Raw genomic sequence first — 15,329 nt, 5'->3', positions numbered from 1 at the left:
GGGCAGGGTTGGATTCTTCTGCGCCCACCTTTATGCATCTGGGTCTGAACGATTAAGTAGCCTTCCGAATGGTACACGCAATCAAAACGCGGCGTCACGCCCCATGATCCCCTACCGCACGCAAGAATTGTCCGCTGATCCCGGCGGCATCGCGCAGGCGGCGGATTTGCTGCGGCAGGGTCTGCTGGTCGCCTTTCCGACCGAGACGGTTTACGGATTGGGCGGTGATGCCCGTAATGGTGAGGCCGTGGCCAGCATCTATGCGGCCAAGGGGCGCCCAAGTTTCAACCCGTTGATCGCGCATGTTGCATCGACCCGCGCGGCGCAGCGGTTTGTGGAATGGTCGGATCAGGCCGATGCGCTGGCTCAGGCCTTCTGGCCCGGCCCCCTGACACTGGTCCTGCCGTTGCGCCCCGGGCATGAGGTTTCGTCGCTGGTAACCGCCGGGCTTGATACGCTGGCGGTTCGTGTGCCCGCCCATCCCACCGCGCGCGCCTTGCTGGCTGCCTTTGACGGGCCCGTCGCTGCGCCTTCGGCAAATCCCTCTGGCCAGATCAGCCCCACCACCGCAGACCATGTCCGCGCCGGATTGGACGGTCGGATCGCCGCCATTCTGGATGATGGCCCCTGTGGCGTCGGGCTGGAATCGACAATTGTCGGATTGGCGGGTGAGCCCTCTTTGCTGCGCCCCGGAGGTGTGTCTCTGGATCAGATCGAAAACGTCTTGGGCGCCCAACTTCATCATCATCAAGCGGGCGATATGCTGACAGCACCCGGCCAGTTGCAATCGCATTATGCCCCTGATGCCCCTGTGCGCCTGAACGCCACCGACCGAACCGGAGATGAGGTCATGCTGGGTTTCGGCCCGGTAGATTGCGCAGTCAACCTGTCCCAATCCGGTGACCTGATCGAAGCCGCCGCAAACCTGTTTGCCGCCCTTCATCGTTTGAACGATACCGGGCGTCCCATTGCGGTGTCGCCGGTCCCAAATGTCGGATTGGGCGTTGCGATAAACGACAGGCTGCGCCGGGCCGCCGCGCCGCGTGACAGCTGATCAGGCGCGCCCCGCACTGGCCGAAAGGCTCAGTGGATCAACGCCAAGCGTGGCCAGCGCTGCCTCCCATTTCTCGTCATCGGGCACGTCGAAAACCAGTTTGGAGGTAGCATCGGTGGTCAGCCAGCCATTCATGGCGATTTCATCCTCAAGCTGATCCGGCCCCCAACCGGAATAGCCCAGCGTCAGCATCGCGTTGAGCGGGCCCCGCCCCGAGGACAGATCCTCGAGCACGTCCAGCGTGGCCGTCATGCTGAAATCCTGGGATATCTGCATCGAGTGCAAATTCGCCTCGTAATCCGCGCTGTGCAGGACAAAGCCGCGCGACATTTCAACCGGACCGCCGAAATGCACCAGACGTTCGCCTACCGCAGGCACACGGCACGCGATGTTCAGCTGTTCCAGCAACGTCTTGAACCGCAGGTCTGACGGTTTGTTGATGATCAGACCCATCGCGCCATCGTCGCCATGGCTGCAGATATACACCACCGAATGCTCGAATCGCGGATCGCCCATGCCAGGCATCGCGATCAACAATTTGCCGGTAAGGTCCATGAGACAGACATCTTTCGGAAATAAACCCTCTCAACAATGCCCCCGCGAGGTGGGGAATGGCAAGGGATCAAAGGGGATTTCAGTGTATTTCATCACGGTGACCGGAACGTGACTTGGCATTCATGACCGCAATGCGCATTTTGGACATATGATGATGCTCTGGAAACCCGCCGCAGCCGCCCTGACTGCCAGCCTGATGCTGGCCAGCCCCTCTTTTGCGCAAGGGGTCGGTCAGCTTGTGCAACTCGAAGTGCTGGATGGCGGGAAAGCCGCTGACGGCACCTATCAGGGTGCGTTGCGCCTGACCCTGCAGGATGGGTGGAAAACATACTGGCGCGCGCCGGGCGACGCGGGTATCCCGCCGAATTTCGACTGGAGCCATTCAGGTAACGTGGGTGCTGTTGACATCACATGGCCCGCGCCCGATGTATTTGATCAGAATGGGCTGCGGTCAATCGGATACGAAGATCAACTGGTGCTGCCCGTAAGGATCACACCGGCCAACCCGTCCAAGCCCGTGCGTTTGCGCGGCGAAATGGATCTGGGGGTCTGCAAGGACGTGTGCGTTCCAGGCCGTCTGAATTTCGACCACACGCTGAACGCTGACGCGGGCCGCAACCCGGCCATTGCCGCGGCATTGGCGCAACGTCCGTTTTCCGCGCGCGAGGCCGGTGTCGCCGGAGCCAGCTGCGTTTTGCAGCCGACATCGGACGGCATGCGGATCGAGGCGCATATCGACATGCCATCTGCCGGTGGCACCGAAATCACGGTCATCGAGCCCGGAAACCCGACGCTTTGGGCCTCGCAACCGGAAACCCGGCGGCAGGGCAATACTCTGGTCACCAGCGCCGAGGTGATCAGCGCCTCGGGCGGTGCCTTTGCGCTTGATCGGTCCGAGGTGCGGATCACGGTTCTGGGCGACAATCACGCAGTGGACATTCAGGGATGTAGCGCTGGCTGATACAGTGACCCGTTTCCCGAAACTCGGGGCGCTGGCTGTTGTCTTGCGTCAGGACCATGTGTTGCTGGTCCAGCGCGGCAAAAAGCCTGACGCCGGGCTTTGGGGCTTTCCGGGCGGTCACGTGGAATTTGGCGAGACCGTGATGCAGGCCGCGGCGCGCGAATTGCGCGAAGAGACGGGCGTGATCGCCACCCCCTCGCATTATCTGGACAATCTGGACCTGATACACCGGGACGCGCACGGGCAGGTGCACACGCATTATCTGTTGGTGGGCGTGGCCTGCCGCTATGTTTCAGGCACCCCGAAAGCGGCGGATGACGCGCGCGATGCCCGCTGGTTTCCGACCGACCAGGTCCGTCAACGCACCCTGCCGATGAGCGACCGCGTACCGGAACTGCTGGACACGGCCATTCGCTCTGATCAGGCCTGAGCGCGCCCTGCAAGGCGGGCGTACAAGAGCCCGGACACCAAGACACCGGTCACAAAGATCAGCACAGCCCCGGCAGCGAATACACCAAATCCCATATGCAGGATGCTCATCCCATCCGCCCCGGGATAGAAACCCGCAAGCGCCGGCAACGGCGCGCCGGTCAGTGCGGGCCAGATCATACTGACACCCAGCCATGCCGCCAGCGCCAGGGCTGTTCCCCGCACTGCATTGCGCACGACCCGATCCGGGGCGCGAAACGCGCGGCGCATCGAGATCATGGGACGGGCCACGTCATTAAGGATTGCCAAAAGCGCCGGCACCAGCATCAGGATCAGCGCCATACCAAAGCCCAGCCCGTAAACCAGCGTAATCACCGTTGGTTTCAGGAATTGCGCCTGCTGTGATCCTTCATAAAGCAGCGGCGTCAGACCCAACACTGTGGTCAGAGTTGTCAGCATCACCGGGCGCAACCTGTCGGCTGTGCCTTCGATGATCGACGGAACAAGCCCGCGGTCGCGTCGGTAATCATCTATCGTGGTCACCAGAACAATCGAGTCGTTGATAATGATGCCGGTCATCCCCAACAGACCAACCACCGTGAACATACTCAGCGGGACATCCCAGATGTGGTGGCCCCAAATGGCCCCGACCAAGCCAAACGGTATAATGGCCATGACCACCAGCGGGCGCGTCCAGCTGGCAAAGACCCAGGCCAACACAAGATAAATACCGGTCAGGCATAGAATCAGACCGGTGCGGGCCTCGGTTAGGAATTCGTCTTCCTGTTCGCTGAGCCCCGACATGACCCATTCGACCTGCCGCTCTGCCGCGATGTTGGGCAGGATTTCATCCCGCATCGCCCGCTCGATCTCGGCCGCCTTTGCGGGATCATCTTCGGATATGTCTCCGTTGACCGACACGACGCGGGACCCGTTCTCGCGCCGCACGACCGCGAACCCGGCCTCCCGCTCGACCGACACGATATCGGCCAGCGGAACATAGACCCCGTCCGGAGACCGCATCAGCGTACGTTCCAGAAAATCGGCTGTCAGTTCATCTTCGGGCAGTTCGACACGAATTTCGGCGCTTCGGGGACCAACAGGATAAGTCGCGGCCTCGATCCCGCTCAACCGGTCGCGCAACACCCGGCCAAGCGTTTCGATGCGAAAGCCCAGCGCCTGACCCTGCGCGGTCAGGTCCAGACTGAACTCTTCCTTGTCATAGGCGAGACTGTCCTCCAACGCCGTGACTTCCGGGTATTTCGACAGCTCAGCCTTCAAATCCTCGGACGCCGCTTTCAAAGTATTCACGTCCGCGCCGGTAAACTGCACATCAATGGCATCGCCACCCGGGCCCGAGCGCCAGCCACGGAAGCTGAGCACTTCGACCTTGGGATGGCGCGGCACGAAGCTCTGCAACTCGCCGACAAATTCGAAACTGGAATAAGGACGCAGGTCGGCGTCGATCAGTTCGATGGAAATCCCGCCCAACAGAGCACCGTCTTTGCCTTCGGCGGCAGCAAGACCAAAACCGGCATTGCCGCCAACTTCCGCCAGCACGTAGTCAATCGGGTTGCGACCGTGGCGTTCTTCATAGATCTCACCCAGCTCATCGGTCGCTTTCTGCAGGATGCGCATCATCTCGATCGTGTCCGCGCGGGTCGCCCCTTCGATCATAACAAAATTGCCCGTCACAGAGCCGCGTTCCGGCGCGTTGAAGAACCGCCAGTTGACATCGCCACGAATGAACAGGGCGATCTGGCTGGCCAGCAGCACGCACATCGCCGCAACCACGACGTACCGCGCTCGGACGACCCACCCCACCAGCGGGCGGAACAGATGATCCCGCACCCAGCGAAAGCCCTTGTTCACAACCCGATTGGGCCAGTCATACCAATGCTCCTTGGCCGAATGCGCAATGGCGTGGGCCATATGATTGGGCAGGATCAGAAAACACTCGATCAGCGACGCGATCAAAACCGCGATGACGGTAAAGGGGATATCGCGGATCAACTCACCAAACCGCCCGCCGATGGCGGTCAGACCAAAGAACGCGATGACCGTGGTGATCGTCGCGGCAAAAACGGGCATTGCCATGCGCCGCGCAGCACGCTCGGCTGCAATCATCGGCGCCTCGCCCAGACGGCGGGCGCGATAGTCGGCGTGCTCTCCCACAACGATAGCATCATCCACGACGATGCCCAAGGTGATGATCAGGCCAAAGAGCGAGACCATATTGATGGACAACCCGCCCAGATACATCAGCGCAATTGCTGCCGACATGGCCACCGGGATACCCGCCGCGACCCAAAAGGCAATGCGGGCATTCAGGAACAGAAACAACAGACAGACAACAAGACCCAGACCCAGCAGACCATTGTCGATCAGAATATCCAGACGGTCGGTAATGGCCTGCGCCCGCGTGCGGATCAGGTCGATCTGAACACCCGACGGAAGACTGGCCTGCACCTCGCGCGCCACGTTCTCGACTGTGCGCTGAATGGCAATCGCATCACCCAGGTTGGAGCGATCAACCCGGATCGACATGGCCGGATGCTCATCGACAAAATAACTCCGGTCACGGGTCACGCCCTCCAGCCGGATTTCCGCGACATCGCCCACAACCAGTTTCGAGCCGTCCGCAAAGGTTCGCAGCGCGATACCCTCAATCTGCTCGGGGCTGCGCTTTTCGACACCGGTCCGAATGCGGGCTCCGGCGCCGGAAACCTCGCCTGCGGGGTTGGTGGTAACCTCGGCAGAAATGGCCGTAGCTATGTCTGACATCGAGATATCGTTGGCGATCAGTTGCGCGGTTGGCACTTCAACCACGACACGTGGGGCGGCCAATCCCCGGATCGTCGTGCGCGTGACGCCTTCGGCAAATAGTCGATTGATGAATTCGTCAGTGAAACGTGCAATTTGTTCGGGATCCGTAGGGCCTGTGATCACCACATCCGTAACCCGATCCCGCCAGGCCCCGCGCCGGATACGCGGCTCGTCGGCGTCTTCGGGCAAATCGGTTACACCGTCAACGGCGGTCCGGATATCCTCGACGGCCCGTCCCATGTCCCAATTGGGCTCGAATTCCATACGCACGCGGGTCCAGCCGGGATGAGAGTTCGCCTCGGTGCTGGTGACACCTTCGACGGCCAGCAATACCGGCTCCAGCACCTGAACGATGCCGTTATCCATGTCCTCCGGCCCGGCCCCGTCCCAGGTAACGGTCACGTCCACGCGTTCGAGGATGACATCGGGGAAGAACTGCGCGCGCATGTTCGGGATTGCGGCCGCACCCAGAACCAGCATGACCAGAAGCAGGAGGTTCGCGACCGTGCGATGCCGGGTGAAATAGCTGAGGATACCGCTTGCCGCCCCAGGGATCTCGCGCATCATGGCGATTACCCTCCGGCCCGGTTTTCCAGCCGCCGGACCAGAGCCGCGGGCACTTTGGCCTCGCTCAGCTGGGCCAGAACACGGGCTTTCACGTCCTTGGGCATGCGCTTGCTGGATTCAACCTGCGCCACAAGCTGGGCGCGCTTTTCATCAGAAAGCTCCACCAGATTTGCTGCCGCAGCGGCGTTGTCTTCCACACGCAGCGGGCGGACCCGGACACCTTCGCCCAGCAGAGGGGTTCGGCCAATAACCACTTCGCGCCCGTCCAGACCCTCGCCGCGCAACAGGATATGGTCCCCTTGGCGTCTTATCAGTTCGACCGGCAGCGCTTCCAGCCGGTCCTCTGGTCCCAGAACCAGAACGGTTCCCGTCGCGTCCAACGCCGAAGACGGCATACGGACCACTCGATCCAAGGGCTTTTCCTGCACTGAGACGGTCACAAAGTCGCCGGGCTTGAAGCCAGCCGCGCTGTCCATGCGCGCATAGATCAGGCGACCGGTCTGCCCTTCCCCGGCTGATCCGCTGTCGCGACTGATGCGGCCCTGTGCTGTCAGGTCTGTTCCGGTCACCTCAAGAGAGACAGTGACCGGCGCGTCAATTAGTTTACCCTGCGCATCCAACAGTCTGACATACTGGGCGGTCGAGACCCGGAACGCCACCTCGAGCGCGTTCGGGTCGACCAGTTCGGCCAGTTTTTCATTGGCGGCCACCAGTCGCCCTTCGACCAGTGAGACATCGGTCAATGTTCCGCTAAACCCCGCGCGGATGGTCATATCGCCCAGATCACGTTCGGCCGCTTCCAACGCGATGCGGGCCCGCGCCAGTAAAGTCGTGGCCTGATCAACCCGCGATTCAGCTTGCGCCAACGCGATCCGCCGGGCCAGAACCGCTTGCTGAGCCGCAGCTTCGGCCAGTTCGGCCTCTTCCACCGCCGCAGCCGCCCCGACGCCGCGGCTTTGCAAATCCTTTTGACGCTGCATCGCCCGCCCACGCAGCTCTGCCTGCGACTTGGCCGAGTTCAGCTCGTCCTGCGCCAACAACAGCGACCGTTCCGCATCGCGTTCTTCAAATTGCGCATCCAGCAGATCGGACTTGGCCCGATCCAGCGCCGCCTGCGTGTTGGCCGGGTCCAGTTCCACCAGAACTTCTCCGGTCGTCACCGCGCCGCCATCCTCGAAATCATCCGCCAAAGCGATCACACGACCGCCAAGGGCCGCCCGCAGTTCCAGTCTGCGTCGGCTTTGAACTTCGCCAAAGGCTTCCAGAACGGGCGTGACAGTCACGAATTCCGCCGGTCTGACGCTGACGGCGAACACTCTTTCCCGCGCGGGCGGCGCTGATTCATCGCGATCCAGAACCTCCTGCACAGCGCCCACGATCATCTGGGCGGCGACAAACAGCAGGCCCAGCGTCAGAAACGCCAGGAACACTCCTACAAGGCTTTGCCTCAGAAATCGCATATGTCACTCACCTAAACTGTATCAGGCTGCCATCTGTCAAAGGTAGCCGGGCTGCGAAAATTGCCAAGCCACAAAGCGGTTATGAACAGTTGAACGCAGGACCAGTCTACTTCCGTCGCAGATGTTCGTCCAATCGGGGCATAATTTCGACGAAATTGCAGGGGCGGTGGCGATAATCGAACTGTTTCTCAAGGATTGCGTCCCACGCGTCCTTGCACGCTCCGGGACTGCCCGGAAGCGCAAACAGATAGGTGCCACCCGCAACCCCGCCTGTCGCGCGGGACTGAACGGCCGACGTACCAATTTTCTCCATCGAGACGATGGTGAACACGGTACCAAAAGCCTCGATTTCCTTTTCATAGACGTCCCGATGCGCCTCGACTGTCACGTCGCGCCCGGTCAGCCCGGTTCCACCGGTCGAGATGATCACATCAATCTCGGGATCGCCGACCCACAACCGAAGCTGCGCAGCGATTTCGCCGCGCTCGTCCTGCGCGATCTTTCGGTCGGCAACCGAATGGCCTGCCTTTTCGATCCGGTCCACCAGCGTCTGACCCGAGCGGTCATCGGCCAGCGAACGGGTATCCGAGACGGTCAGAACCGCAATCCGGACCGGGATGAATTCCTTGCTTTCGTCAATGCGCGACATGTGGTGTCAGGCCCTTTCCATTGTGACAAGCGAGACGTCGAACGCAGCCAGCACCGCGCCCGCAGAAAAACAGGCACCCAGACCAGCTTTGCATCTGGATTGTCCGGTTCATATGGCGACCTCGAACCAGTTCGCCGTGGGGCCAAGATTGGCAATCTGGGTGCCTCCGATCATCCCGCGATAGCCCCAGCTGTCATGAATATGACCATGCAGCGCGAAGTGTGGCTGCATCCGTTCAATGGCGTCGCGGACAGCAACCGAACCGACCGCATCGCCCGCCGAGGTCTTGTCGCCATGGCACTTTGGCGGGGAATGCGCAATGAGGATATCGGTTCCCTCGCATCGGTTCAGCAACTCGGTCGCTTCGGCCTCGGTCAGATCGCAGGACCAATCGCCAAAAGGGGTAACGGGCACGCCATATCCCAAGCCAAACAACCGTATCCCATCCAGGGTCATTCCGGTCCCGTGCAGCACATGTGCGCCGTCGGGCGCCGCCTGGGTCAGCTCAGCGGCGCTTTCGGCATTGCCGGGCACCAGAACCAACGGAGCCGCGATGCCTGCCAGCCAACCCATTGCCTCATCCAGCCCTTGCCGCATGTTACAATAATCCCCGGCACCGATCACGAGGTCGGCACCGATGCTGGCAGTCACGATCTCTGCGGCCCGGTTGCGGGCCATGTGCAGATCAGAGAAGGCCAGAATACGCATCACGACCCCTCAAGCCGGGTCTTGAGCTCCAGCAAATCCGCCCAGGCCTGCCGCTTCATCTGAGGTTGACGCAGCAGATAGGCCGGGTGGAACATCGGGATGACAGGTAAATCCAGCGCCTGATCCCACTGGCCGCGCAGTCGGGTGATGCCGCGCTTGCCCAAAACGGCCTGACAGCTGATATTGCCCATGACCACCAGAACGTCGGGCTTAGCCAGCGCAACGTGACGCTCGAGGAAGGGCTTCATCATTCCGATCTCATCGGGCTTTGGGTCCCGGTTTTGCGGTGGCCGCCATGGCAGTACATTTGTGATATAAACGTTCCGTGTCCGGTCCAGATCAATTGCCGCCAGCATCCGGTCAAGCAGCTGTCCGGCACGACCAACAAAAGGTTTGCCTTCGCGATCCTCTTCCCGGCCCGGTGCCTCACCGATGATCATCACGCGCGCGCCTGCAATGCCGTCGCAAAAGACCAATTGCCGGGCCCCGCGTTTTAACTCGCACAGATCGAACGCGTCCATGGCCGCCCGCAGCTGATCCAATGATCCGGCACCCTGGGCTGCAGCCCGGGCGACCGCGACCGGGTCGACTTGGGTCGATTTTTCAACCACAGCAGGCGCAGATGGCTTTCTGGGCTTGGGCGCGGTGTCAGGCAGCGCGTATCTGTCAATCGGGTCATCCCCGATTGCGTCCGTTACGCCCAGCTCAACCTGCCAGTCCAGCAGCGCCCGCGCGGTGTGATAATCCAAAGCCGATTCCATTGCCCTCAATCTAACCACCTTTTGACCGAGGGAAAGCGAATAGACCTTGATCAGGCGACCCCGCGCACCGACCATGGGTGCATTCATGATGCAAATTGTGCGATTCCTTCTGATGATTGTGCTGCTGGCGACGTTCAGCAGTCAGGGTGTTGCGCAAATTCAAGACAGGTATGGCATCCATAACCGGGGTGGTCTGAGCGACCGGACCCGTCAATGCCGCGCAGGCCAGTTCAAATGCGGTGTGCGCTGTTGCTCGGCGGGGCAGAGATGCAGTTTTGACGGCCACTGCATCCGTGCGGGCGGCACCTATTGCGGCGGCGGACGCAGCTGCGGACCGTTCGAACGCTGCGTGGCCGGCGGCACCCGCTGCGCGCCCAAAGGGGCAAACAAATGCACCTCGCGTCTGGACTGCCCCGGCGGCAATTTCTGCAATGGACGCGGAGAATGTGAACCGGTATCGCCCGGTCTGGACACGGGCAGAGTGGTCCCGAACCGCCCAAATCTCTGCGACGACGGCCGCGCATGCGCCTCGGGAACCGCCTGTTTACCGGGCGGCGGCTGCACCCGTCCGGGATGGTTTCTGTGTGAAGAGACCGGCTCGCAATGCCGCACGGGGTTCAAATGTTCTGCGCAGCAGGGATGTGTCCCGGTCAAAGCCGTGGATTGCGGCAACGCCCGATGGTGCAAACCCGGCGAGCAATGCCTGCCCGACGGCGGGTGCGAGAAACTGCCCCATGGGTCCGATCCCTAGGTTGCCTTGCGCCGCACGGCTTTCTATAAGCGGGCCGATTGTCAGACAGGAGCCCGCCCATGCGTTTCGCCCATCGTCACCTTCTTGGCATCGAGCATCTGTCGCAATCCGATATCACCGCCATTCTTGATCTGGCCGAGACATATGTCGATCTCAATCGCCAGTCGGCAAAACGCTCCGACGTTCTGTCCGGACTGACACAGATTAACATGTTCTTTGAAAACTCGACCCGCACGCAGGCCAGTTTTGAATTGGCGGGCAAGCGTCTGGGCGCGGATGTGATGAACATGGCGATGGAGGCCAGCTCGATCAAAAAGGGCGAGACCCTGATCGACACGGCGATGACGCTGAACGCCATGCACCCTGATCTGCTGGTGGTTCGGCATCCGCATTCGGGCGCGGTCGATCTGCTGGCGCAGAAGGTGAACTGTGCCGTATTGAACGCGGGCGACGGGCGGCACGAACATCCGACGCAGGCCCTGCTGGACGCCCTGACGATCCGCCGCGCCAAGGGTCGCCTGCATCGGCTGAACATCGCAATTTGTGGTGATGTGGCCCATTCCCGCGTGGCCCGGTCGAATCTGATCCTGCTGGGCAAGATGGAAAACCGAATTCGCCTGATTGGCCCGCCGACCCTGGTGCCCGGTCAGTTTGCCGAATTCGGAGCCGAAATTTATGATGACATGACCGAAGGGCTGAAAGACGTTGATGTCGTCATGATGCTGCGTCTTCAACGCGAGCGGATGGATGGTGGCTTCATCCCTTCCGAGCGAGAATATTATCACCGCTACGGTCTGGACGCCGCCAAGCTGGCGCTGGCCAAACCGGATGCCATCGTCATGCATCCTGGCCCGATGAACCGCGGGGTCGAGATTGACGGCACTCTGGCCGATGACATCAACCGGTCGGTCATTCAGGAACAGGTGGAAATGGGCGTTGCCGTCCGCATGGCCGCGATGGAATTGCTGGCCCGCAATCAGCGCGAGGCCGCATGAACAATCTGACGGTCGCCCCACATGAACGCGGCGTCCTGCGCCTGTTTACGCTGGACATGCGCGCCGAAGAGGCGAAGTTCCTGCGCGAACCGGGCGCAGCCGATCAGGTTCTTGGGGTCACGGGGTTGGACCCGGCGCAGATCGACATCTTTCCCGTCACGGACCTCGAAGATCTCGGCCTGTACGGTTACTTGAACGACGGATGTGGCGTCTCAGAAGACCAGTTGAACCGCACCTTGCTGGAGACCATCGAAGGCTGGGTCATGATCCTGCGCAGCGCTGCGTTTTGCGGTAAAGCCGCGACATTGCAGCCCGACCCAAGGGTCTGCCTTCTGGGGCTGTATACAGAGGAGGCGACGAACTGGTCGGGCGGCAAGATCGAGACCGAAAGCGCCAAACCCTTCTCCGCCCCACATGCGTCACCCGAAGAAGGCACATCGCGCCGGCTCGGTTCGGCCCTTCTGGCGTTGATTTTGCTGCTGGCCATCGGAGGTGCATTGTGGCTGATCCTGTGATCTTCGCTGCGGACAAGGGCGCGTATATCCGCACAAACACTTGGATCGCCGCGTTCGCTATGGTCGGTGCCATGGCCATTCTGTGGCTGATCGGCAATCCCTACATCTGGACCGGCGCGCCCGCTGGTCTGGCAGCCATCGGCATCCGCGCATGGTATCTGGCCTCGGAAGAACTGGTTAACCGGTGGGAGATGTCCGAGACAACCCTCACCGGCCCCGGACCACGCAAGGTGGCGTTGAACCAGATCGAGGCTGTCAACACTATGGGCAGCTTTGTCCAGATCGTCACCAAGGGCGGCGATAAGCACCTGATCAAGTACCAAGCCGACCCCGCCGACACCAAAGCCGCCATTGAAAGGGCCATGGGATGAGCGACGAGTGGTGGCGTGAGAAGATACCCGAAACCGAAAAGATACTTTGGGTCGGACAACCACATAACGGATTCTTCCCGCCCTACGTGGGGTGGGCCTATGGCATTCTGATCTTCTGTCTGGGTCTGGCATGGCTGGCAAGCCCGTGGTTCGCTGAAACCATCCGAGACCTTTGGAAGTTGGCCAGTTGCACCATCGTCTTGGCTTTTGCGATGTGGTGGGATCGTTTGATACGAACCAGCCGAATGTATGTCGTCACCAACCGTAGCATCTGGTGGATCAGCAAGATTTTTAAGCCCAAGTGCATCCCCATCCATCCAAATCTGAGCTTTTATTGCAGCCATCGGAACATCGTATTTTCCCGTCTCAGATTCCTCGTCTTCGAATACCTGCCTGACCCTGATGCCGCTTTGAAAGCGTTGACCCAAGCCCGAGAGGCCTCGACATGACTTCGTTCGTTTTCACCAACGCCCGCCTGATCGACCCCGAGGCCGGGACGGACACACTTGGCTGGCTGCACGTTTCAGATGGCCTCATCGCGGGCCGGGGCGAAGGCGCGGCCTCAATCCCGGACGCGCAGGTAATCGACTGCGGCGGGCAATGTCTGGCCCCCGGGATCGTCGATATCGGGGTCAAGGTCTGTGAACCGGGTGAGCGGCACAAGGAAAGCTATAAGTCCGCCGGTCTGGCCGCCGCAGCCGGAGGCGTCACCACCATCGTCACCCGCCCCGATACGCTGCCCGCTGTCGACACGCCCGAAACGCTGGAGTTCGCCACCCGGCGTGCGCAGGCGGATGCCCCTGTCAACGTCCTGCCGATGGCGGCGCTGACAAAAGGGCGCGAAGGGCGTGAGATGACCGAGATCGGGTTCCTGCAAGATGCTGGTGCGGTGGCTTTCACCGACTGCGATCATGTCATCATCAACACCAAGGTATTCTCCCGCGCGCTGACCTATGCAAAATCCTGCGGCGCGCTTGTGATTGCCCACCCGCAGGAACCGGGCCTAAGCGCCGGAGCCGCTGCCAACAGCAGCAAATTTGCAGCCCTTCGTGGTCTGCCTGCCGTGTCCCCGATGGCCGAACGTATGGGACTGGACCGTGACATTGCACTGCTGGAAATGACCGGCGCGACCTACCACGCTGATCAGATCACCACCGCCCGCGCCCTGCCCGCGCTGGAGCGTGCAAAGCGCAATGGGCTGGACATCACCGCCGGAACCTCGATCCACCATCTGACGCTGAACGAGCTGGACGTGGCCGACTATCGCACCTTCTTCAAGGTCAAACCTCCGCTGCGGTCGGAAGATGACCGGCAGGCGGTGATCGAAGCCGTCCGGACCGGGTTGATCGACACGATCAGTTCGATGCACACACCACAGGACGAGGAAAGCAAGCGCTTGCCATTTGAAGAGGCCGCCTCGGGCGCGGTGGCACTGGAGACCCTGCTGCCTGCAGCGCTGCGGCTTTATCATTCCGATCAGCTGGACATGCCGACACTGTTTCGTGCGATGGCCCTGAATCCGGCGAAACGGCTTGGGCTGGAGAAGGGCCGCCTGACCGAGGGCGCGCCCGCCGATCTGGTCCTGTTTGACCCGGATGTACCCTTTGTGCTGGACCGGTTCGCGCTGAAATCGAAATCTCAGAATACGCCGTTTGACGGCGAGCGGATGCAGGGTAAGGTCACCGCAACCTATGTGGCCGGAAACGAAGTCTACCGGAGAGCCTGATGCCCCTGATCGACAGCAGCATGACCGAACTGATCCTCTGGGCCGCACTTGGGTACCTGATGGGATCGATCCCGTTTGGCATGATCATCGCGCGGGTTATGGGGTTGGGCAATCTGCGCCAGATCGGCTCGGGTAATATCGGCGCAACCAATGTCTTGCGCACGGGAAACAAGGCCGCAGCGGTGTTGACCTTGCTGTTCGACGCCGCCAAAGGCGCGGTTGCTGTGCTTCTGGCGCGCGCGATTGCCGGAGAGGACGCGGCGCAAATCGCCGGGCTGGCCGCGTTTCTGGGGCACTGTTTCCCGATTTGGCTTGGTTTCAAGGGGGGCAAGGGCGTCGCCACGTTCATCGGTCTTTGGCTGGCACTGGACTGGCGGGTTGGCGTTGCTTGCTGTGTGACTTGGCTGGTCGCGGCGGCGGTCTGGCGGATATCGTCGGTTGGCGCATTGGCTGCGGCGGCACTGTCGACGATCTGGATTCTGCTTCTGACCGACGCACACAGCTTTCTTCTGGGCGTTGTCCTGACCTTGCTGGTCTATTGGCGCCACAGCGCGAATGTCTCGCGTATCCGCGCCGGAACCGAGCCGAAAATCGGACAATCTTGACCGCGTCCGATCCGTTCCTGTCCGCTTTTTTCGCCATTCCGGTCGGCACGTCGAAGGGATGGTGCGCAGACAAACGCTATGTTGTCAGCCGGTCAGAACACGCGCGGGGCAAATCCCACAAGCTGGTCGCGCATGAGTTGGGCGGTCGAGATTACATCAGCCTGAACCTTTACCTGACAAAAATTGGCGGCCCATTGCTGCGCCCGTGCGAAATGCCCGCGCAAAAAGTCGTGGAGTTTGTGTTGTCCTATGTGCCGGAGGACTAAGAGGCTCTCTGCATTTGTGAACAGGTCTTATTCACCCACGCACATTCACAATTGATTGTTTTGAACGTGATGAGCAGACCGCCCACTTCGAGATCGTGACGGCCAATTACCGACCGCACAGACCAAAAAC

17 protein-coding genes are annotated in these 15,329 nt (G+C 61.1%); 11 read left to right on the top strand and 6 right to left on the bottom strand.

The window, feature by feature from the left end; translation table 11 throughout:
• The first annotated feature begins 103 nt into the window (after window positions 1-103).
• Window positions 104-1,054: an L-threonylcarbamoyladenylate synthase gene (locus ACRZ9X_RS09610; RefSeq protein WP_480518189.1), complete on the top strand. Its 951-nt coding sequence runs from the start codon at window positions 104-106 to the stop codon at window positions 1,052-1,054.
• Here the strand turns inward: ACRZ9X_RS09610 and ACRZ9X_RS09605 are convergent, their stop codons facing one another.
• Window positions 1,055-1,609, bottom strand: coding sequence for a YqgE/AlgH family protein (locus tag ACRZ9X_RS09605; RefSeq protein WP_480518187.1), 555 nt, complete (start codon window positions 1,607-1,609; stop codon window positions 1,055-1,057).
• A 148-nt stretch (window positions 1,610-1,757) separates the two neighbouring features.
• Between ACRZ9X_RS09605 and ACRZ9X_RS09600 the strand changes: the two genes are divergently transcribed.
• Complete coding sequence (locus tag ACRZ9X_RS09600; RefSeq protein WP_480518185.1) at window positions 1,758-2,570, top strand: protein-disulfide reductase DsbD domain-containing protein; 813 nt, start codon at window positions 1,758-1,760, stop codon at window positions 2,568-2,570.
• Between the two features lie 4 nt (window positions 2,571-2,574).
• Window positions 2,575-3,000, top strand: coding sequence for an NUDIX hydrolase (locus ACRZ9X_RS09595; RefSeq protein ID WP_480518183.1), 426 nt, complete (start codon window positions 2,575-2,577; stop codon window positions 2,998-3,000).
• On the opposite strand, the gene ACRZ9X_RS09590 is transcribed toward ACRZ9X_RS09595, so the two are convergent.
• The 5 genes from ACRZ9X_RS09590 to ACRZ9X_RS09570 all read right to left on the bottom strand — a co-directional run bounded on the left by ACRZ9X_RS09590 (window position 2,991) and on the right by ACRZ9X_RS09570 (window position 9,970).
• The gene (locus ACRZ9X_RS09590; protein WP_480518181.1) at window positions 2,991-6,392 is read right to left on the bottom strand and encodes an efflux RND transporter permease subunit; all 3,402 of its coding nucleotides are present in this window, start codon (window positions 6,390-6,392) and stop codon (window positions 2,991-2,993) included. The genes ACRZ9X_RS09595 and ACRZ9X_RS09590 overlap by 10 nt on opposite strands.
• Before the next feature lie 5 nt (window positions 6,393-6,397).
• On the bottom strand, window positions 6,398-7,852 hold the full coding sequence (locus ACRZ9X_RS09585; RefSeq protein ID WP_480518179.1) for an efflux RND transporter periplasmic adaptor subunit: 1,455 nt from the start codon (window positions 7,850-7,852) through the stop codon (window positions 6,398-6,400).
• Window positions 7,853-7,958: 106 nt separating this feature from the next.
• On the bottom strand, window positions 7,959-8,501 hold the full coding sequence (moaB, locus tag ACRZ9X_RS09580) for a molybdenum cofactor biosynthesis protein B (RefSeq protein WP_480518177.1): 543 nt from the start codon (window positions 8,499-8,501) through the stop codon (window positions 7,959-7,961).
• A gap of 108 nt (window positions 8,502-8,609) precedes the next feature.
• A complete protein-coding gene (locus ACRZ9X_RS09575; protein ID WP_480518175.1) occupies window positions 8,610-9,209 on the bottom strand; it encodes a metallophosphoesterase family protein in 600 nt (199 codons plus the stop codon).
• A complete protein-coding gene (locus ACRZ9X_RS09570; protein WP_480518633.1) occupies window positions 9,209-9,970 on the bottom strand; it encodes a uracil-DNA glycosylase in 762 nt (253 codons plus the stop codon). Before ACRZ9X_RS09570 ends, ACRZ9X_RS09575 begins: the two co-directional genes overlap by 1 nt.
• An 85-nt stretch (window positions 9,971-10,055) precedes the next feature.
• Here ACRZ9X_RS09570 and ACRZ9X_RS09565 point away from each other — a divergent pair, with 85 nt between their 5' ends.
• From ACRZ9X_RS09565 to ACRZ9X_RS09530, 8 genes are read left to right on the top strand one after another with little or no spacing between them, the layout of a single operon-like run.
• Window positions 10,056-10,721: a scavenger receptor class F, member 2 gene (locus ACRZ9X_RS09565; RefSeq protein ID WP_480518173.1), complete on the top strand. Its 666-nt coding sequence runs from the start codon at window positions 10,056-10,058 to the stop codon at window positions 10,719-10,721.
• Window positions 10,722-10,780: 59 nt separating this feature from the next.
• Window positions 10,781-11,716, top strand: a complete 936-nt coding sequence (locus tag ACRZ9X_RS09560; protein ID WP_480518171.1) for an aspartate carbamoyltransferase catalytic subunit — start codon at window positions 10,781-10,783, stop codon at window positions 11,714-11,716.
• A complete protein-coding gene (locus tag ACRZ9X_RS09555; protein WP_480518169.1) occupies window positions 11,713-12,231 on the top strand; it encodes a hypothetical protein in 519 nt (172 codons plus the stop codon). Before ACRZ9X_RS09560 ends, ACRZ9X_RS09555 begins: the two co-directional genes overlap by 4 nt.
• A complete protein-coding gene (locus ACRZ9X_RS09550; RefSeq protein WP_480518167.1) occupies window positions 12,216-12,602 on the top strand; it encodes a hypothetical protein in 387 nt (128 codons plus the stop codon). The genes ACRZ9X_RS09555 and ACRZ9X_RS09550 overlap by 16 nt, the downstream gene beginning before the upstream one ends.
• On the top strand, window positions 12,599-13,051 hold the full coding sequence (locus ACRZ9X_RS09545) for a hypothetical protein (protein WP_480518165.1): 453 nt from the start codon (window positions 12,599-12,601) through the stop codon (window positions 13,049-13,051). The genes ACRZ9X_RS09550 and ACRZ9X_RS09545 overlap by 4 nt, the downstream gene beginning before the upstream one ends.
• Window positions 13,048-14,328 (top strand): dihydroorotase, encoded by a 1,281-nt coding sequence (pyrC, locus tag ACRZ9X_RS09540; protein ID WP_480518163.1) that lies wholly within the window; start codon window positions 13,048-13,050, stop codon window positions 14,326-14,328. The genes ACRZ9X_RS09545 and pyrC overlap by 4 nt, the downstream gene beginning before the upstream one ends.
• Complete coding sequence (gene plsY, locus ACRZ9X_RS09535; protein ID WP_480518161.1) at window positions 14,328-14,933, top strand: glycerol-3-phosphate 1-O-acyltransferase PlsY; 606 nt, start codon at window positions 14,328-14,330, stop codon at window positions 14,931-14,933. Before pyrC ends, plsY begins: the two co-directional genes overlap by 1 nt.
• Entirely contained in the window at window positions 14,930-15,199 is a 270-nt protein-coding gene (locus tag ACRZ9X_RS09530) for a hypothetical protein (RefSeq protein ID WP_480518159.1), read from the top strand. Before plsY ends, ACRZ9X_RS09530 begins: the two co-directional genes overlap by 4 nt.
• Window positions 15,200-15,329 lie beyond the last annotated feature (130 nt).

The sequence above is a fragment of the Ruegeria sp. AL1 genome, assembly GCF_056540905.1.
The sequence above is the reverse complement of the archived record's forward strand: the minus strand, read 5'-3'. Positions and strand labels throughout refer to the sequence as shown.